Origin of the sequence: Bradyrhizobium sp. HKCCYLS3013 (genome assembly GCF_051167615.1) — a bacterium.
In the GTDB taxonomy this organism is placed as follows: domain Bacteria; phylum Pseudomonadota; class Alphaproteobacteria; order Rhizobiales; family Xanthobacteraceae; genus Bradyrhizobium.
On record NZ_JBNPTK010000015.1, the window covers coordinates 1 to 18,817 of the forward strand.

The 18,817-nt window shown below is 65.3% G+C and carries 20 protein-coding genes; 17 read left to right on the forward strand and 3 right to left on the reverse strand.

Annotated features, from left to right (window positions below):
- Positions 1–621 precede the first annotated feature (621 nt).
- The gene (locus ACQR1F_RS24120; protein ID WP_315802575.1) at positions 622–1,818 is read left to right on the forward strand and encodes a hypothetical protein; all 1,197 of its coding nucleotides are present in this window, start codon (positions 622–624) and stop codon (positions 1,816–1,818) included.
- Between the two features lie 77 nt (positions 1,819–1,895).
- On the opposite strand, the gene ACQR1F_RS24125 is transcribed toward ACQR1F_RS24120, so the two are convergent.
- Complete coding sequence (locus tag ACQR1F_RS24125; RefSeq protein WP_315802576.1) at positions 1,896–2,414, reverse strand: winged helix-turn-helix transcriptional regulator; 519 nt, start codon at positions 2,412–2,414, stop codon at positions 1,896–1,898.
- A gap of 105 nt (positions 2,415–2,519) precedes the next feature.
- On the opposite strand from ACQR1F_RS24125, the gene ACQR1F_RS24130 reads away from it, so the two are divergent.
- The 5 genes from ACQR1F_RS24130 (at position 2,520) to ACQR1F_RS24150 (ending at position 5,280) form a co-directional block, all read left to right on the forward strand.
- Positions 2,520–3,071 carry a dihydrofolate reductase family protein gene (locus ACQR1F_RS24130; RefSeq protein ID WP_315802577.1) on the forward strand — a complete coding sequence of 184 codons (552 nt, stop codon included), beginning with the start codon at positions 2,520–2,522 and terminating at the stop codon, positions 3,069–3,071.
- Positions 3,072–3,251: 180 nt separating this feature from the next.
- On the forward strand, positions 3,252–3,902 hold the full coding sequence (locus ACQR1F_RS24135; RefSeq protein WP_315802578.1) for a glutathione S-transferase family protein: 651 nt from the start codon (positions 3,252–3,254) through the stop codon (positions 3,900–3,902).
- 110 nt (positions 3,903–4,012) lie between these two features.
- Positions 4,013–4,426: a YciI family protein gene (locus ACQR1F_RS24140; RefSeq protein WP_315802579.1), complete on the forward strand. Its 414-nt coding sequence runs from the start codon at positions 4,013–4,015 to the stop codon at positions 4,424–4,426.
- 32 nt (positions 4,427–4,458) lie between these two features.
- Positions 4,459–4,875 carry a YciI family protein gene (locus ACQR1F_RS24145; protein ID WP_316236995.1) on the forward strand — a complete coding sequence of 139 codons (417 nt, stop codon included), beginning with the start codon at positions 4,459–4,461 and terminating at the stop codon, positions 4,873–4,875.
- 33 nt (positions 4,876–4,908) lie between these two features.
- Positions 4,909–5,280, forward strand: coding sequence for a hypothetical protein (locus ACQR1F_RS24150; RefSeq protein WP_315802581.1), 372 nt, complete (start codon positions 4,909–4,911; stop codon positions 5,278–5,280).
- 43 nt (positions 5,281–5,323) lie between these two features.
- On the opposite strand, the gene ACQR1F_RS24155 is transcribed toward ACQR1F_RS24150, so the two are convergent.
- Positions 5,324–5,725: a DUF1398 domain-containing protein gene (locus ACQR1F_RS24155; RefSeq protein WP_434913998.1), complete on the reverse strand. Its 402-nt coding sequence runs from the start codon at positions 5,723–5,725 to the stop codon at positions 5,324–5,326.
- 29 nt (positions 5,726–5,754) lie between these two features.
- A complete protein-coding gene (locus ACQR1F_RS24160; RefSeq protein ID WP_315802583.1) occupies positions 5,755–6,207 on the reverse strand; it encodes a MarR family winged helix-turn-helix transcriptional regulator in 453 nt (150 codons plus the stop codon).
- 256 nt (positions 6,208–6,463) lie between these two features.
- Between ACQR1F_RS24160 and ACQR1F_RS24165 the strand changes: the two genes are divergently transcribed.
- The 11 genes from ACQR1F_RS24165 to tilS all read left to right on the forward strand — a co-directional run bounded on the left by ACQR1F_RS24165 (position 6,464) and on the right by tilS (position 18,670).
- On the forward strand, positions 6,464–7,189 hold the full coding sequence (locus ACQR1F_RS24165; RefSeq protein WP_315802584.1) for a TetR/AcrR family transcriptional regulator: 726 nt from the start codon (positions 6,464–6,466) through the stop codon (positions 7,187–7,189).
- Positions 7,190–7,318: 129 nt separating this feature from the next.
- Positions 7,319–7,807 carry a DUF2852 domain-containing protein gene (locus ACQR1F_RS24170; protein ID WP_315802585.1) on the forward strand — a complete coding sequence of 163 codons (489 nt, stop codon included), beginning with the start codon at positions 7,319–7,321 and terminating at the stop codon, positions 7,805–7,807.
- 456 nt (positions 7,808–8,263) lie between these two features.
- Entirely contained in the window at positions 8,264–8,947 is a 684-nt protein-coding gene (tolQ, locus tag ACQR1F_RS24175; protein WP_315717584.1) for a protein TolQ, read from the forward strand.
- 39 nt (positions 8,948–8,986) lie between these two features.
- Positions 8,987–9,466 carry a biopolymer transporter ExbD gene (locus tag ACQR1F_RS24180; RefSeq protein ID WP_315802586.1) on the forward strand — a complete coding sequence of 160 codons (480 nt, stop codon included), beginning with the start codon at positions 8,987–8,989 and terminating at the stop codon, positions 9,464–9,466.
- Positions 9,463–10,497: a cell envelope integrity protein TolA gene (locus ACQR1F_RS24185; RefSeq protein WP_434913999.1), complete on the forward strand. Its 1,035-nt coding sequence runs from the start codon at positions 9,463–9,465 to the stop codon at positions 10,495–10,497. The genes ACQR1F_RS24180 and ACQR1F_RS24185 overlap by 4 nt, the downstream gene beginning before the upstream one ends.
- A 68-nt stretch (positions 10,498–10,565) precedes the next feature.
- Complete coding sequence (gene tolB / locus ACQR1F_RS24190; RefSeq protein ID WP_315802857.1) at positions 10,566–11,840, forward strand: Tol-Pal system beta propeller repeat protein TolB; 1,275 nt, start codon at positions 10,566–10,568, stop codon at positions 11,838–11,840.
- Positions 11,841–12,087: 247 nt separating this feature from the next.
- Positions 12,088–14,427, forward strand: a complete 2,340-nt coding sequence (locus tag ACQR1F_RS24195) for a putative bifunctional diguanylate cyclase/phosphodiesterase (protein ID WP_315802588.1) — start codon at positions 12,088–12,090, stop codon at positions 14,425–14,427.
- Positions 14,428–14,779: 352 nt separating this feature from the next.
- Positions 14,780–15,502, forward strand: a complete 723-nt coding sequence (locus tag ACQR1F_RS24200; RefSeq protein ID WP_315802589.1) for an N-acyl amino acid synthase FeeM domain-containing protein — start codon at positions 14,780–14,782, stop codon at positions 15,500–15,502.
- A gap of 279 nt (positions 15,503–15,781) precedes the next feature.
- A complete protein-coding gene (gene pal, locus ACQR1F_RS24205) occupies positions 15,782–16,276 on the forward strand; it encodes a peptidoglycan-associated lipoprotein Pal (RefSeq protein ID WP_172133860.1) in 495 nt (164 codons plus the stop codon).
- A 202-nt stretch (positions 16,277–16,478) separates the two neighbouring features.
- Positions 16,479–17,534: a tol-pal system protein YbgF gene (gene ybgF, locus ACQR1F_RS24210; RefSeq protein ID WP_316217941.1), complete on the forward strand. Its 1,056-nt coding sequence runs from the start codon at positions 16,479–16,481 to the stop codon at positions 17,532–17,534.
- 62 nt (positions 17,535–17,596) lie between these two features.
- Positions 17,597–18,670: a tRNA lysidine(34) synthetase TilS gene (tilS, locus tag ACQR1F_RS24215; protein WP_434889607.1), complete on the forward strand. Its 1,074-nt coding sequence runs from the start codon at positions 17,597–17,599 to the stop codon at positions 18,668–18,670.
- Positions 18,671–18,817 lie beyond the last annotated feature (147 nt).

Consider the following 18,817-nt stretch of genomic DNA (forward strand, 5'->3'; position numbering starts at 1 on the left):
GGCGCGCCTTCGCGCCAGCCTTGAGGCCGGCCGATCACCGGTCTACAAAAAAGACAGTTGCTCCCCGGGGACCGGCTGTCTTGCCCCCGTTTCCGCCACAATGCGTTCATGCATCGGACACGGCATCAGCATCGGGATGACAGGACCACACGATTTCGCCGTACGCGCCGCGTTGTTCGTCTGCGTGTCCTCATATGAGCATGATCTTGTCGGAAAGCTGTGGCGCAATGCGTGTCAACGGCCTCCGGTTCCGAATCATGCTCCACGCTGCAACATCGACGCGTCCACCGCATCCTGCTCCCCACGTTCGTGACGATCGCGAAACGTCCCTCTCGATCGGGAACAGGACGTGGCTAAAAGAGCGTGAATTCTGGAAAGGCGAAATAGAACTATCTTTACGGGTAGGACTGGACAAGGGTAATCGACTTGAAAGTCTTCACGAAAAGAGCTCCGTGGCACGGGCGGTGTCGCGGCCGCGCCACAGCCTGCCAAGGCGCATTCCCCCGTGGAATTGGACAGTCCCGCCGTCGGCTGATTTGCCCGTCGTCGGGTCGCTCTCGGACGTGTCCGGGACGAATCTGAACCGGTAGCGTAGAGTTTTAGAGTCTCGGTAGAATCGACATGGGCGATCTATTCATCAGCCGGCGAATCACTCTCGTCAGAACCACGGAGCTGCACGCTTCGTCGCACGGGTCGAATGGTCTGAGGCGCGGGTGCGGCGCATTGCTGTTGTCGTGCATTGTCCTCGGGCTCGCGGCGTCCGGCGCCGCCGGAGCGGATGGCAGCGTTGCTGCGAAACCGGCAGAGACCGAGCAGGCCGCGCACGATGTCGCGCCGCCGCAGCAGCCGCAGACCGCGGAGCCCGAGACGGTGGGGCGGCCGTCGGACGTGCAGACGCCGGCTCCGAAGGTGGTCGTGCCATCGACCGAGCCTGCGAAGCCGGTCGCGGCCGAGCGCAAGGGCGACGCCAAGACCACGAAGAATCTGTCGGTGCCTCAGCGCGCGCTGCCGGCCGACGTCGCGCAGATGATCGGCCGCAAGATCTGGCTCAACGAGGCCGGGGGACGGCGCGACGCGATCACGTCGTGGAATGCGGGTGAAGAATTCGCCTCGCTGGGAATCGGGCATTTCATCTGGTACCCGGCCACCGCGAAGCCGCCGTATGAGGAGGGCTTTCCGGGGCTGATCGCATTTCTGCGCAAGGGCAAGACGCCGTTGCCTGCATGGCTCGACAAGACGCCGACTCCGGCATGCCCCTGGACCAGCCGGGCCGACTTCAAGCGCAATTTCAATTCGCCGCAAATGCGCCAATTGCGGCAGTTCCTGCTCGACACGATTGCGGAGCAGACGCAGTTCCTGGTGGCGCGTGCGCAAGGCGCGATGGACAAGATTCTCGCGAACACGCCCGACAGCGCCGAACGCGAGCACATCGTCGCGCAGTATTCGCGAGTCGTCCGTGCCTCGAACGATCTCTATCCGCTGATCGACTACATCAACTTCAAGGGCGAGGGCACCAACCCATCCGAGACCGCCGTGGACAAGGAGACGGGCCAGCGCCAGGGCTGGGGTCTCAAGCAGGTGCTGCTCAAGATGAACGGAACCACGACCGAGTCCAAGGCCGTGCTCGCCGAATATTCCGACGCGGTGCAGGTCGTGCTGCAGCAGCGGGTGCGCAATCTACCCTCGAACCGCGTGTGGGAGGCGGGCTGGCTGCGTCGCGCCGAGACCTATCGCCGTCCGATCGCGCAGCTCGAGCAGACCCCCGAGCGCGCGCCGCGCAGGTCGTCGCGTTACAGGGCCGACAACACGCGGTTCTGACGGGAGCATCGTTCCGGACGATCGAGGGGCGTGCGATCCGCGCGTCCCATGCGCGTGTCCGGCAAGCGAGCGTCTGATCACGACTTGCCCGAAGCGGCCTTCTTGTCGGCAACCACCTTCTCGTAAGCCGCCCTTAGCCGCTGACCGACGCTTGGCCCGGCCTTCCTGCGCCGTTTCGTGCCGAGATGAATCTCGCGCAGCTCATCCATGAACTCGGCCCACATCTTCGGCCCGCCTTCCATCAGCAGCCTGGCGCGGATGCCGAGCTCCTCTGAAACCGGCAGATATTTGTAACCCCAGCCCGCCATCTGCGCGAGGATCGGCAGCAGCTCGATGCCCTGCTCGGTCAGGGAATAGATGCCCTTCTGCTTGTGGCTCGGATCGTCCTCGCGGCTGATGATGCCGGCGGCGAGCAGCGTCTTCAGCCGGTCGGCGAGAATGTTCGAGGAGATGCCTTCCTCCGAGCCGCCGAGCAGCTCGCGATAATGCCGGCGATTTCCGAACATCATGTCACGGATGATCAAGAGGCTCCATTTGTCGCCCACCACTTCGAGCGAAAGGTTGATCGGGCAGCCGGAACGCTGAAGGTCGGACATCGACGTCTCATTGGGAGGGATCGCATATAAACCGCTTGCAATATTGCACCGGTCTGGGCATTCTCCAACTGCTTGCAAAATGAAAGCAGTCAGGGAGGAGCGTCGATGGCGAGACTGGTGATGTGGAACATGATGACGCTGGACGGCATGGTTGCGGGCCCGAACGGCGACATCTCCTGGCACGAGGATGTGTGGGGCCCGGAGCTAGAGCAGATCTCCGAGACGCAGCTGCAGGAGGCGGGCGGATTGCTGTTCGGCCGGGTGACCTACGATCTGATGGCCGGCTATTGGCCGACGGAGAAGGGCGTGACCGCCGACTTCATGAACAGCATCCCCAAATATGTTGCCTCCCGCACGCTGTCTCGCCTGCCATGGTCGAACGCGCATCTGCTGGGTCCGCAGCTCGCGGCTGAGGTCGACAAGCTCAAGCAGGAGAATGCCAAGGACCTGTTCCTGTTCGGCAGCGCGGACCTCGCCTCGACGCTTGTGGCGTCCGACCTGATCGATGAGTTTCGAATCGCGATCAATCCGCGCGTGCTCGGTGCCGGACGCCCGCTGTTCAAGCCGGGTCAGGCCTTGAAGCTCCGCCTGATCGACAGCCGGGCGCTGTCCAACGGCGTCGTCATCGCGCGCTACGCCCCCGTTCGGGACGTGTGAGCCCTATCTTGCGCCGCGTTCCGTGTCCCGGGCGAGCGCAGGTCTTTCAACTCACGCACCCGCCCGTCCAGCCCCTCACCTCAGCCCCCTCGAACAACGGGGCGCGGGAGCGCGCCGTCCTGCGGCCGCGCGTTCGGGACCAAACAACTTGTTCTCACCCCAACCTATCAGGAGCTTAAGATGTCCCTGACCCTTTACTATCATCCGCTGTCGTCGTTCTGCTGGAAGGTGCTGATCGCGCTGTATGAGAACGACGTTTCGTTCACGCCGAAGCTGATCAATCTCGGTGACGCGGATGAGCGCGCGGCGTTCTTGAAGCTGTGGCCGGTCGGCAAATTTCCTGTGCTGCGCGACGAGCAGCGCACGATTCCGGAATCGAGCATCATCATCGAATATCTCGACCAGCACTATGCGGGCGGGACGCGCTTCATTCCCGATGATCCCGATCTCGCCTTGCGGACACGTCTGCGCGATCGCTTTCTCGACCTTTATCTGCACATGCCGACGCAGACCGTCGTGTTCGACCGGCTGCGGCCGGCCGATGCCCGCGATCCGCTCGGCGTCGCCGACGCGCGAAGCCGGCTGCGCACGTCCTACGCGATGCTCGAGGCCGAGCTGCCGCCGCGTGGCTGGGCGATGGGCGACCCGTTCACCCTGGCGGATTGCGCGGCCCTGCCGGCGCTGTTCTACGCCGACAGAGTCGAGCCGCTGGGTGACGGGCTGCCTGGGGTCACAGCCTATCTCGACCGGCTCAAGGCGCGGCCATCCGTGGCGCGGGTGCTCGCAGAGGCCCAGCCTTATTTCCACATGTTCCCGCAAGAGGCGGGCTGAACCGGGAACCCGGTCAAAATAATCGCGAGGGCGTGTCGGCGGCGCCGGGACCGGATCGTCTTACTGATGCGGGCAGGGCAGTCCTGCCGCACAGCACCAGGAGAGAAGCCATGCGGTTCATGGTGATCGTGAAGGCGACCCGGGACACGGAAGCCGGAATCCTGCCGACCACCGAGGAGTTCGCGGCGATGGGCCGATTCAATGAGGAATTGGTCAAGGCCGGCATGATGGAGGCGGGCGAGGGCCTGCATCCGACCGCGAAGGGCGCGCGGATCGACTTCTCGAACGGGACGCCGAGCGTCGCGCGCGGTCCATTCGACCTCTCCGGCGATCTCGCCGCCGGCTTCTGGATGATCAAGGCCGGCTCGCTCGACCAGGTGATCGCGCACATGACGCGCGCGCCGTTCCCGAGCGGCCAGATCGAGATCCGGCAGGTCTATGCACCGGAGGATTTCGGCGAGACGTTCACATCCGAATTGCGCGAGCGGGTCGAACGGCTGCGTGCGCAGGTCGCCAAGGGCTGAGCCGCGAGCCTGATCAGGAGAGGAGAAGCGCAATGCGATTCATGATGCTGATGATCCCGCTCGGCTATGAGAGCGCGCCGCCCGACGTGCAGCTCGATCCCGAGCGGGTCGCGGCGATGATGCGCTACAACGAGGCGCTGAAGGAGGCGGGCGTGCTGATCACGCTGGAGGGCCTGCATCCGCCGTCGATGGGGGCGCGGGTCTCGTTCGCGGGCGGCAAGCCCGTGGTGACGGACGGCCCGTTCGCGGAGGCCAAGGAGGTGCTCGGCGGCTATTGGATGATCGAGGTCGCGTCGCGCGACGAGGCGATCGCCTGGGCCAGGCAGTGCCCGGCCGCGGACAACGAGATCATCGAGATTCGCCAGGTCCAGGAGATGGCGGACTTTTCCGAGGAGGTGCAGCAGGCCGCGGCCGGCTTCGCCGAGCTGCCGCATGCCGGCCGTGTCTGATCGATCCGTTTCACAGCAGGAGAGGGAAGTGCAATGAGCGACAACAGCAACACCTATCTCGCCGTCTTTCTCGGCAGCAAGACCAGTCCGGCCTCGAAAGCCTGGGAGGCGCTGTCCGAGACGGAGCGCAATGCCAGGGGACAGCAGGGCATGGCGGCCTGGCATGCCTGGGTCGACCAGTACAAGGACGCGATCCTCGCGATGGGCGGGCCGCTCGGCAAGACCAAGCGGGTCGACAAGGGCGGCGTCAACGACATCGCCAACGAAATGGGCGCGTTCACCGTGGTCCGCGCCGCGTCGCATGAGGATGCGGCGAAGATGTTCGTGAACCATCCGCATTTTGCGATCTTCCCGGGCGAGCGGGTCGAGATCATGCCGGTGCTGCCGATCCCGGGCGGCGGATAGTTTCCAGTGGCGAGGACGCGCGGCCTTTGCCGCGCGTACGTTCTCAAGCGGGAAAATGCTCGACATACGTCTCGGCGGTGCGGCCGAAATAGACCACGCGGCGGCCGGCAAACGACACCAGGTAGCCGGCGCAGCCGGCGGCTTTCGCCTTCTCGCAGAAGGCCACGTAGTTGTAGTCGGCGGGATTTGCCTGCGCCCATCGCACCAGATGCGCGATCTCCCGGGCATCGAAGGCGGGCGCGACGCGTCCGGCTGACGGCTGCATCGCGAGCGTCGCATGGTCGCCGTCGGGCAAATAGCAGGTCTGGGTGTTGCAGCGATAGTCGACGGTGTAGCTCTCGAATCCGGCAGCCATCAGCCGGCCGACGATTTCCGGAAAGCTCAGGCTGCCATCGTGGGCAGCATCGAGGCATGTCTTGGCAATGGAAATCCGGTCCGTGTCCATATCGGCGTCCTTCGATGAATCGAGTGCGTTCAGTCCAACGGGATCGTCTTGAGGCCGCGTCGTTCGGCGAGCGCCTTCAGCAGGCGGTTGAGCGTGTGGTGCTCGCTTTTACTGAGCACGCCGAAATAGGCTGCGTCGTTCGCATCGGCCAGCGCGGCAAGCACGGGCACCTTGAACCGTCCCTCGGCCGTCAAAGCGAGGCGGTGCCCGCGCTTGTCTTCCGGGTTCTCCGTTCGCGCGATCAGGCCTTTGCCCAGAAGCCGATCCGCAAGCTTGCTGACGGCCCCCCGGGTCAGGCCCATCCGCTGCGCCAGAACGGAGGGGGGCATCGGGCCTTGGTCGTAGAGCGCCCGCATGAACGACCATTCCGCAACCGTGACCCCCTCGGCCGCGACCTTCCGCGCGAATTCCTGCGACACCGCGTTCGACACCATCCGCATCCAGAAGCCGGTATGGTCAGTCAGGTCCGAGACGGGGGTCATGTGATCGCCATGTGGTTGACAAGGAAACTAAATGGATTTGGTTTCCTAGTCAACTACATTTGGGCAGGCTTGCGCGCTGCCGGGACGCCGGGGGCCGGCCGCAGGACTGCGGACAGCCGCAGGCGCCTGAGCAAGTTCATCGACGCCGCCGACCGGGACGGAAGCGCTCCGTCAATGTCGGCGGTAGTCGGTGACTGTCGGCACGTTCGAAAAGTCTCTGGCGTCTTTTCGTCCGGCTCATGTAAAAGCCCTTCACATGAGCTGGCGCAAGGAGCAGCGCCGCGCCGAGCGCGGCTATCATCACGGTAACCTCAAGGAGGCGCTGCTGCAGGCGGCGCTCGACCTGATCGCGCAGAAGGGGGCTGCCGGCTTCACCTTCGCTGACGCCGCCCGCATGGCCGGCGTCAGCCCGGCCGCGCCGTACCGGCATTTCCGTGACCGCGACGAGTTGCTGTCGAGCATCGCCCAGCGCGGCTTCGAGCAGTTCGAATCCCAGCTCTCGGCGGCGTGGGACGATGGCCGCCCCGATACCGTTACGGCGTTCGAGCGCGTCGGCAAGGCCTATCTCGCTTTCGCCCGCGCGGAGCCAGCGTTCTATTCGGCGATGTTCGAATCGGGTGTGCCGGCCGACTCCACGGCGGGCCTGCTGGCGGCCGGCGAGCGGGCGTTCGGCGTGATCCGCGCCGCGGCCGAGCGGCTGGCGGCGCTGGCGCCGCCTGGCGTGCCGCGGCCACCGGCGATGATGATGGCGCTGCACATCTGGTCGATGGCGCACGGCATCGCCTCGCTGTTCGCCCGTGGCGACGCCGCCCGGCGCAAGCTGCCGATGTCGCCCGAGGAGCTGCTGGAAGCCGAGGTGCTGATCTATCTGCGTGGGCTCGGCTTCCCCACCGATCGCCGGCCTGCCGGGTCCTCCGCCGCCGAGCCGCCGCCGCTGCCGGACGACGACAAGCCGGCCGGGCCCTGGGGCCGCCCGAAATAAGGTTCAAAGACGAGCGAGAAATAATTCGGGCGGCGCGTCAGGCGGTCGCCTTGACAAAATCCCGGGTTGGTCTAGCTATGTAAATGTTATTTACATTCACACGGCATGGCGCCGCGAATGGAGAGGGAGATGGCCTACACCGCAGATGTCAATCGTTGGCGCGGTTCGGAGGAGGAGCAGAGGTACCGGCCCCACATGATGGAGTCGCCCTGGCATCCCGGCTGGATCGCCGTGACCGTGCTCGGCTTCATCATCTGGTGGCCGATCGGACTTGCCCTTCTCTTTTTCACACTCGGGAGCAGAAAGATGGCGTGCTGGAACGGCGGTGATCGCTGGTCGAACAAGATGGAGCGGATGCAGTGGAAGATGGACCGCATGCGCGACAAGATGGAGCGCCGCGGCTTCGGCTTCGGGTTCTCGGCGCCGTCGTCGAGCGGCAACCGCGCCTTCGATGAATACCGCATGGAGACCCTGCGCCGGCTCGAGGAGGAGCAGCAGGAGTTCCGCGACTTCCTCACCCGGTTGCGCCACGCCAAGGACAAGGAAGAGTTCGACGCGTTCATGGCCCAGCACAAGCCGCGTCCGGCGACCCCGCCGAACGACCAGCCCTCGAGCTGATCGCCCCTCACCCTGACGCCGCAGGGCTTTCAGCCCCCGCCCTGACGGCACAAGACGCCCGCCTGCGGTTCCCCGCCGGCGGGCGTTTTGCGTTTCCCGTTACCGTCCGGCTGCGGCGGCTGGCCGCTGCCGACGCCGGCCAAAATGGTCAAGCGGCTGATCACAAAGGCTCTATCTGGCTGGTCCGGCTGGACCTTTGACCTCCGCAATACTCCGCGGTAACCCCGCCTTAACCCCGGACGGGGTTTGGTTAAGGGGCGCTTACGCGCGCCAAGAGCCCTTGTTTTGACACGTTGGCAGAGGAAGCAGGCCGCTTATGGCTTCGGCGGGCCTCTTAAAGCGATCAGTTCAGGGTTTTCTCGCGCAGGCGCTTTCCGCCGCGACGGCATCCGGCATGGAACGGCGGCTGCATGGTCCCGGGCGTCCCGGGATGATTGGTTGAGAGGATACTTGCAGATGTCTGTCGATAGCGGCGGCCTGTCCCTGATCGATCTGTTCGGCAATGCCGGCTGGGTGGTCCGGATCATCATGCTCGGCCTGATCTCCTGCTCGATCTGGGTCTGGGCGATCGCGATCGACAAGATGTTCCTGTTTTCACGCACCCGCCGCTCGATGGACCGGTTCGAGCAAGCCTTCTGGTCCGGGGAATCGATCGAGGAGCTGTACCGGGTGCTGTCGGCGAAGCCGACGCAATCCATGGCGGCGTGCTTCGTGGCGGCGATGCGGGAGTGGAAGCGCTCGTTCGAGGGCCATGCGCGCTCCTTCGCCGGCCTGCAGATGCGCATCGAGAAGGTGATGAACGTCTCGATCGCGCGCGAGGTCGAGCGGCTGGAACGCCGTCTCCTGGTGCTCGCCACGGTCGGCTCCGCCGGCCCGTTCGTCGGCCTGTTCGGCACGGTCTGGGGCATCATGACCAGCTTCCAGGCGATCGCGGCCTCCAAGAACACCTCGCTGGCGGTGGTCGCCCCGGGCATCGCGGAGGCGCTGTTCGCCACCGCCATCGGCCTGATCGCGGCCATCCCGGCGACGATTTTCTACAACAAGTTCTCTTCGGAGGTGAACCGGCAGGCGCAGCGGCTGGAAGGCTTCGCAGATGAATTTTCCGCCATCTTGTCCCGTCAGATCGACGAGCGGGGATGAGGGCAGGTATAGTGGCATCCGGATCGTGAGTACCACAGCATGGGCATGAGCATGGGCAGCGCGTCCGGCGGCAGTGGTCGCCGCGGTCGGCGCAAGGCGGCCGTGATGGCGGAGATCAACGTCACGCCGATGGTCGACGTCATGCTGGTGCTGCTGATCATCTTCATGGTCGCAGCGCCGCTGCTCACCGTCAACATCCAGGTCGACCTGCCCCAGGCGCAAGGCGGCTCGGCCTCGACGGCCGACGCCAAGCCGCCGCTCGAGGTGACCGTGAAGAAGACCGGCGGCGGCTGCGCGTCGAAGGTCGACGTGTATCTCGGCGACTCGCCGATCGCGATCAACGAGCTCGGGCCGAAGATCAAGGCGATGAAGGATGCGGGCGCCGGCGGCGCCGACAACGTCGTCAAGATCCGCGGCGACCGTGACGCCTGCTACTCCGACATGATGAAGGTGCTGGGACTGGCGCGCGACGCCGGCTATCGCGCCAGCATCGTCGTGCTGCCGGATCAGGGCTCATGACGTCGAAAGACCTCATCCGGTTCGTGCGCACGCGCAAGGGGACGGTGCTGTCCGTCGCCCTGCACGTGCTCGTGCTGTGCTGGGGTCTGTTCAGCTTCTCCGCGCGCTCGATGGTGGCGCCGCCGGAGGACCTGGTGCCGGTCGACGTGATCTCGGAGGACAACAGCTCGAAGGCCAAGGCCGGCGCCCTGACCGGCAAGAAGGAAGCCCAGAAGCTGCTGGCCGACAAGATCGGCGAGAAGAAGCCGACCGAGGACATCGTCGGCAAGGTCGATACCAAGCAGGTCACCGAGACCGATGCTGCGCCCGAGCAGCTGCCGAAGCCGGAGAAGCCGGTCGAGAAGAAGCCCGAGCCGCCGAAGCCGGTCGAGAAGCAGCCGGACACGCCGAAGCCCGTCGCCGAGAAGAAGCCGGAGCCGCCGAAGCCCGCGCCGGCCGAGAAGCCGAAGCCGGAAGAGAAGAAGCCGGATCCGTTCAATCCGGACCAGATCGCCAGCATGCTCAACAAGGACAAGGCGAAGCATCCGCCGAAGCCGCAGCAGGCCGCCGCCGCGCCGCCGGAGCCGCCCAAGCACAAGAGCGAGCGCAAGTTCGACGCCGAGAAGATGGCGAGCCTGATCAATCAGAAGGACCCGACGCGCCAGGCCGTGACGGGTTCGGAGCTGAATGCCAACGCCGCGCTCGGCGCTGTTCATGGCACGGCGGAGAGCAATGTCGCGAGCTGGCAGGCCGCCTTCCAGGAGGCGGTCACGCGCTGCTTCACGACGCCTTATAACGGCGTCGATGAAGACAAGATCGAAGTCGATATCGACATCCAACTCCGTCCCGACGGCTCGCTGGCCGCCGTCCCCTCGGTCGCGGGAACGCGAGGGCCGCCGCGGGTGAGCGCGGCGATGGCGGATAGCGCGAAGCGTGCGGTCGAGAACTGCGCGCCCTACGCGTTTCTGCCGAAGAGCCGGTACAATGAGTGGAAGTTGATCCCGACGACATTCAATCTCAAAATGATGAATTCGATGCGAGGCCGAACTTGACGACACCTCCAACGCGCAAGACTGGATTCACCACGCGGCGCCAGGTTCTGCTGGCCGGAGGAGCCGCGATGGCGGCGTGGGGCGCGGGACCCGCCTTCGCTCAGCAGCGTCTGCAGATCAATCCCGGCGAGTTCAAGCCGATCCCGATCGCGATTCCGCCGTTCGTTCCCGGCGGTGCGGGCGATGCCGATGTCGGCAACGGCATCGCGCAGGTGATCACGAACAATCTGAAGCGCAGCGGCTTGTTCGCGCCGGTCGACCCGGCTGCGTTTCCCGAGCGCATCAGCAATTTCGAGGCGCCGCCGCAGTTCGCCAGCTGGAAGCCGCTCAACCTCACCGGGCTCGTGACCGGCCGCGCGACGCGGCAGCCGGACGGGCGCCTGAAGGCCGAGTTTCGGCTGTGGGACCCGAACTCAGGCCAGCAGCTCACCGGGCAGCAATATGTGACGGCGCCGGAGTATTGGCGGCGCATCGCCCATATCATCTCCGATCAGATCTACACGCAGATGACCGGCGAGAAGGGCTATTTCGACAGCCGCGTGGTGTTCGTCGACGAGAGCGGGCCGTCGGAGCGGCGCGTCAAGCGGCTGGCGCTGATGGATCAGGACGGCGCCAACGTCCGCTATCTGACCCGCGGCGCCGACCTCGTGCTGACGCCGCGATTCTCGCCGTCGAGCCAGGAAATCACCTACATGGAGTTCGGGCAGGGCGACCCGCGGGTCTATCTGTTCAACATCGAGACCGGCCAGCGCGAGATCGTCGGCAACTTCCCGGGCATGTCGTTCTCGCCGCGGTTCTCGCCGGACGGCCAGCGCATCATCCTCAGCCTGCAGCAGGGCGGCAACTCCAACCTGTTCGTGATGGACCTGCGCTCGCGCACGACGACGCGTCTCACCGACACGCCGGCGATCGACACCTCGCCGTGCTACTCGCCGGACGGCAGCCAGATCTGCTTCGAGAGCGATCGCGGCGGCAAGCCGCAGATCTATGTGATGGCCTCCAGTGGCGGCGCCGCGCAGCGCATCTCGTTCGGCGAGGGCAGCTACTCGACGCCGGTGTGGTCGCCGCGCGGCGACTACATCGCGTTCACCAAGCAGGGTGGCGGCCAGTTCGCGATCGGCATCATGAAGACGGATGGCTCGGGCGAGCGCATCCTCACCGCCGGCTTCCACAACGAAGGGCCGACCTTCTCGCCCAACGGCCGCGTGCTGATGTTCTTCCGTGACCCCGGCGGCACCGCCGGCCCGTCGCTGTATTCGATCGACGTCTCCGGCCGCTTCGAGCAGAAGGTGCCGACGCCGGGCTTCGCCTCGGATCCGGCCTGGTCGCCGCTGCTGTCGTGACGGCGAGCGAGCCTCTGGGCCCGCTCACGTCTTGGTGGACGCGATTTTTCGAGTCGCGCGATGCGTGTTCCCGTAAAATATGGAACCATTCGTTGCAGCAACCGGGTAGTGTTTGCCTAGTTGGCTGAATTTTCGAGCGAATCCGAGCACTTCGCGAGTGCGGAAACGCTCTGCTAACGATGTTCCCTCAGAAAGACTTCACCTGCGAACGGTAATGTTGCGCACCGAACAGGACGCGTGCGCACGAATGCAGCTTGCCACTCAGAACGGAGAAGACGATCGAAAGTTGTCGCCTGCGATCCAGGCGGCTCTCGTCGACTCCCTCTTCCAGGATCCCGGCCCGATGTTCGCCGGCGCACTCTGCGCCGCCGTCGCCGCCGTCATGACCGCGATCAAGAGCGGCGACGTCAATCTGTGGCCGTGTGCCGCGATGCTGATCATCGCAGGAGCGTTCCGCTCGCTCGACATGCGCTACTATCGGAGCCTGTGCGACGCCGGCCGCCTCACGCAGACGGCGGTCGAGCGCTGGGAGGTTCGCTATCAGATCGGCGCCATGATCTATGCGCTGGTGCTCGGCATTTGGTGCGTGGTCGCCCTGGTCGACAACAGCGACCCGGTGGTGCACCTGATCGCGATCACGGTGACGCTCTGCTACATGTCGGCGGGCGCAGGCCGGACCTACGGGCGGCCCTGGATCTTCCACGTCCAGATCCTGCTCGCCTGCGGACCGCTCGCAGTGGCTCTCGCGATCCACGGCAGCCCTTATTACCTGGGCATGGCGGCGTTCTGCGTCCTGTTCTTCGTATCGCTGAAGCACATCTCGACCAACCTGCAACGGATCTTCGTCCAGGCCTTTGTGGCGCGCGAAAGCGAGGCTGCACTGGCCAAGCAGTTCGATACGGCCCTGAACAACATGCCGCACGGCCTGTGCATGTTCCGCTCCGACGGGCGTCTGGCCGTGATGAACCATCGCTTCGGCCAGATGATGAACCTGCCGGATGACATCCTGCAGCGTGGCGGCAAGGCGGCCGACATCATCAACGCCTGCGTGATCGCAGGCTCGATCTCCGCTTCGAGCGGCCGGCTGATCCTGGCCGAGATCGAGCACACCAAGACCCATAATGTCATCACGAGCGATCCCGACGTCGCGCGCGACCGGTCGCTGTCCTGGACCTTCCAGCCGATGGCCGACGGCGGCGCCGTGGTCCTGCTCGAGGACATCACCGAGCGGCGGCATGCCGAGGCGCGCATCTCGCATCTGGCGCGCTACGACGAGCTCACGACCTTGCCGAACCGCGTCAGCTTCCGCGACGAGATCGAACGGCTGCTCAGGATTCCGCAGCGGCACGGCGAACTGTCCGCGCTGCTGTTCGTCGATCTCGACCGCTTCAAGCAGGTCAACGACACGCTCGGCCACCCCTGCGGCGATCAACTGCTCTGCGCGGTCTCCGAGCGGCTGCGCGACATGCTGCGTCCGGAAGATTTCGTTGCGCGCTTCGGCGGCGACGAGTTCGTGGTGTTCCAGCGCAACATCCGCTCCAACGACGACGCCGCGATGCTGGCGCGCCGGATCGTCGACCAGCTCAGCGAGCGCTACAAGATCGACAATCACCTGGTCGAGATCGGCGCCAGCGTCGGCATCGCGATGACCGCGCCGGGGATCAGCGCCGACACCCTGCTGAAGAATGCCGACATGGCGCTGTACCGCGCCAAGGCGGAGGGACGTGGCACCTTCTGCTTCTTCCGCGACGAGCTCGCCCAGACGGTGGAAGCACGCCGCATCCTCGAGCTCGACCTGCGCAAGGCGCTGGCGAACGAGGAGTTCGAGCTGTTCTACCAGCCGCTGGTCAACCTGAAGTCCGGCAAGATCTCCACCTGCGAGGCGCTGCTGCGCTGGAACCACCCGGTGCGCGGCACGGTCTCGCCGGTCGACATCATTCCCGTCGCCGAGGACATGGGCCTGATCGTCGATCTCGGCCGCTGGATCCTGCGCAAGGCCTGCCTGGAATGCATGAAATGGCCGGATGCGGTCAGCGTCGCCGTCAACTTCTCGCCGCAGCAGTTCCATCAGCGCGATGTGCTCAGTGAGGTCCGCTACGCGCTGGAAGTGTCCGGGCTGCCGCCGCATCGGCTCGAGATCGAGATCACCGAATCCTCGCTGTTGCGCAACACCCAGCTCACCCACGATGTGCTGTCGCAGCTGCACATGCTCGGGGTCCGCATTTCGCTCGACGATTTCGGCACCGGCTATTCCAGCCTCAGCTATCTGCACAACTTCCCGTTGGAGAAGGTCAAGATCGATCGCTCTTTCCTCGAAGGCATCGACAGCGATCGGCCGCTGACTCTGTTGCGCGGTGTCGCAAGATTGTCCGCCGATCTCGGCATGTCGGTGGTGGTGGAGGGCATCGAGACCAACGAGCAGCTCGAACTGGTCAGCGCCGACGGCACGGTCACCGAAGCGCAGGGCTATCTGTTCAGCCGGCCCGTCCCCGCAATCCGCATCCGGCAGCTCCTGAATGCATCGCATGGGCGCCGTTCGAGCGACGGGGCGATCGCGGCCGCCGGCGGGACACGTTCGATCGCTTGATCGCTCGACCTCCGCCTTGATGCGGAGGTGCCGCGAAGATCGACCAGTGGAGGCGAGCCCTGTGCGCTGCATCCCGCCGGTCCGAGCATGGCTCGTATGTGAATGGCGATGTGACAACCCCACGTCGCATCATTCGGAAACATTGCACGTGTATGCCAAGCGAATCCGTTTCGATTTGACACGCAAGTGATCCGAAGCAATCCGTCCAGCACTGCATCCAATCCCGTAAGTCACGGTTAAGTCTCCGGGATTCTACGTGCCGTTAACTTTGTACCGCCGAAAGCTTTGCGTCGGCATTAACCCGCTGTTAAGCTCATACTGCTCGTAGGAGTTGTGTGAAAAGGGGTTGCGGATGAAGTCGGCGGCTAGAGTGAGTGCCGTTGCTGAACAGAAGTCGGATGTGCTGGAGAACGTGGATTATCGACTGGCGCTGACTGCTGAGGACAAGGACGAGATCTATCGGCTGCGCTACCGCGCCTATCTGCGTGAAGGCGCCATCCTGCCGTCGCCCAGCGAACGCGTCAGCGACGAATATGATGATCTTCCCAACAGCTTCATCTTCGGCGTCTACGTCAATGGCGAGCTCTACAGCTCGATCCGCATCAGCGTGCTGAACTCGCAATGGCGCCGATCGCTGTCCTCGGACATGTTCGCCGACCTGCTGCATCCCGAGCTCGATCGCGGCAAGGTCATCATCGACCCGACACGGTTCGTCGCCGACCATGAGAAGGCGCGGCTGTTTCCGGCGCTTCCCTATGTGACCGTCCGGCTCGGCTACGTCGCCTGCGCCCATTTCAACGCGGATATCGGTCTCGCCAACGTGCGCCCGGAACATCGCGCCTTCTACAAGAAAGTGTTCCTGCAGGAACCATGGGGTGAGCCGCGGCTCTACTCCGGCCTCACCAAGCCGGTCGGCCTGGTGGCGGCGCATTATCCGTCGATCCGCGATCGCGTGTTCCAGCGCTTTCCGTTCATGCGATCCAGCGCGTTCGAACGGCGGATGCTGTTCGATCGTCCCGCGCCGGACGCCTTCACTGATTCGTTCAGGATTCAGGCGGTCGCGAAGGCCGGCTGATCATCGGCCGATATCGGGGCCGGTTCGGCCGTCCGGCCGGTTCACACCGTGGCGCTGATGCAAAAATCAGCGAAAAAGCGCCTTGCTGCAGGCGCTGAGCGGCTTGCCTTCACCCTGGCGCCACATTTACAACCCATTAACCATCGCGGTCGCTTTTCGGGTTTCGTTAGCATTTGACGGGGTTCGGCAAGACCCCATCAAGGTTGACGGAACGTTCGCTTAACCATCGCCCTGTAGACCGGATGGCAGTCTAAGAACGTGAGCGTGGAGGCTCCGGGAATGAAATATCAGATGCGTATCCTCCAGGGATTGAAGTTGGCCGCCGTGCTGGCCGTGGCGCTGTCGATGGGCGCCTGCGCCAACAAGAATCTCACCGGGGCCGACGGGGCGATGGCCAGCGCTGCGACTCCAGGCAGCCAGCAGGACTTCGTCGTGAATGTCGGCGATCGCGTCTTCTTCGAGAGCGATCAGACCGATCTCACGCCGCAGGCGATCGCGACCCTGGAGAAGCAGGCTCAGTGGCTGCAGAGCTATCCGCGCTACTCCTTCACGATCGAGGGCCATGCCGACGAGCGCGGCACCCGCGAGTACAACATCGCGCTGGGCGCGCGGCGCGCGCAGTCGGTCCGCAACTTCCTGGCGTCGCGCGGCATCGACCAGGGCCGCATGCGCACCATCTCCTACGGCAAGGAGCGGCCGGTGGCGGTCTGTAACGACATCTCGTGCTGGTCGCAGAACCGCCGTGCGGTGACGGTCCTGAACGCCAGTTCATAAAGCTGAACGAATCCGTTGCTGATGAAGCCGGCGTCGCCCATCGACGCCGGCTTCGTCGTTTCTGGTCGGCGGGTCTCGTCCGGACTTGGTCTTGTCTTCGCTTGAACGTCATTTGTATCTATCGCATTTCTGCTTTACAGCCTCGCTCACAGGCCTGTTTTCAATGTCTCGCCGATCCGGTCGTCAGGGCAGCATGTCATTCATGTTTCTTCCACGGAGCGCCGCCGCGATCCTCGCCGCGCTCGTCATTTTCTCGTGCCAGGCAGTTTCGTCGCGGGCGCTCGCCCAGACCGATGACGATGATCCCGAGATCCGGATTCAGCGGCTCGAAAATCAGCTCCGGCAACTGACCGGTCAGAACGAGGAGCTGCAATATCGCAATCGCCAGCTCGAGGAGCGGCTGCGGCAGCTGCAGAGCGCTGCACCCGGCGGTGCGCCCGCGGCGCAGACCAACGCGGCTGCTCCCGCGCCGGCCAATCCCGCTTACGGCCAGCCCCCTCAGGCGGCCAACGGCCAGCAGCCCTATGGCCAGCAGCCGTACGGCCAGCCGCAACAGGCCTATCCGCAGCAGCAGCCGGTCTACGCGCAGCCGCCCGCCGTCGGTGCGCCGGTGCAAATCGTCCAGGAGCCCGCGGCCCCCGGTCGGGGCCGCCGCGGCGATGCGTTCGACCCGAGCCAGAATCCGACCGCTCCAGGCGCCCCGCAGGCGCTCGGCGGCGGCCAGTTGCCGATCCAGCCGGGTGGCGGCCAGCCCGCTGGCCGTCCCGTCGGCGATCCCGCGGCTCTCGCCAACACCGCGGGCGGGCGCTATCCCCAGGGCGCGCCGCCGGCCGCCGCGCCGGGGGCGGGCGGACTGGAGACCGCGCCGCCGCGGCAGACGCCGCGCGACGAATACGACCTCGGCATCGGCTACATGCAGCGCCGCGACTACGCGCTGGCCGAGCAGACGATGCGCAACTTCACCCAGAAATATCCGAATGATCCGATGGTCGGCGACGCGCAATACTGGCTCGGCGAGAGCTTCTACCAGCGTCAGCAATATCGCGATGCGGCCGAGGTCTTCCTCGCCGTGACGACGAAATACGAGAAGTCGGGCAAGGCGGCGGATGCACTGCTCCGGCTCGGCCAGTCGCTGGCCGCGCTGAAGGAGAAGGAGGCGGCCTGCGCCGCGTTCGGCGAAGTGACGCGCAAATATCCGCGCGCCTCGGCGGGCGTGAAGGCGACCGTCGATCGCGAGCAGAAGCGGGTGAAGTGCTGAGCGCCTGCGGGCGAGGGGAGGCCTCTCGCCTATAACTGGCGGGGCGGATAGGCTGCGGCGCCATGTCGAAGGCCCGTTCCGAAGCCGATCTTGCGATCTCCGCCGCCGAAGCCGAGCGCCTGTTCGCGCCGCTTTCGGCCGCGCCCGCACTGGTGCTCGCCGTATCGGGCGGTCCCGATTCGATGGCTCTGATGTGGCTCGCGGCGCGGTGGCGTGCGGGGCTCGCACAGGGACCGCACCTTGTGGCCGTGACGGTCGACCATGCGCTGCGGCGCGACTCCGCCCGTGAAGCCCGCATGGTGAAGGAGATCGCGCGCCGGCTCGCAATTCCGCACCGGACCCTTCGCTGGACCGACGCGAAGCCGGACACCGGGATTCCCGAAGCGGCGCGATTGGCAAGATACCGCCTGCTGGCGCGCGCGGCGCGGCAGGCGCGTGCCGGACACGTCGTCACCGCCCACACCCGTGACGACCAGGCTGAGACGGTGCTGATGCGGCTGTTGCGCGGCAGCGGCATTGCGGGGCTCGCGGCGATGGCACCGCTCAGCGAGCGTGAAGGGGTGTTGCTGGCGCGGCCCCTGCTGAACGTTGCCAAAGTCCGGCTGGTAGCGACGCTGCGCTCGGCCGGAATCCCGTTCGCAGATGACCCGACCAATCAAGATCCCGCCTTCACCCGGCCGCGGCTGCGCGCCCTGATGCCGGCCCTGGCCGCGGAGGGCGGCGATGCCCGGACGCTGGCGACGCTGGCCGACCGGCTCGGACGGGCCAACGCCGCGATCGAATTGATGGTGGATGGCGCCGAACGCTATCTCGCACTGCGCGCCGCCGGGAGCAGGCCGGTCGGCGGGGGTCACGGCGAGACCTTCGAGGCGCGCGCCTTTGTCGCACTTCCAGCCGAAATCAGGCTGAGGCTGCTGATCCGCGCGATCAATCGCATTGGAACCGAAGGTCCCGTGGAACTCGGCAAGGCAGAGTCGCTGCTGGCGAGGCTGGACCGGACTCTTGCGGGGATCGCAGATGGTGGTACGTCTGCTCCGGGCAGGCTAAAACAGACCCTGGCTGGTGCACTGGTAAGCATGACGAGAGAGACGATCCGCATCACGCCCGCGCCGCCGCGGCGCTCGCGCGGGATTTGAAGCGGTTCACCGCCTTCGCGGACGCTTAACCACCTGCCTTGGCGACGCTTTCCCGCGCCATTTTTTGAGCGGGAATCGGGCTAGGATGCGATAAATAGTCCTTTCTAGTTCCCTTGGCATTGCCGTGAGTGGTACCTAGATTACGAG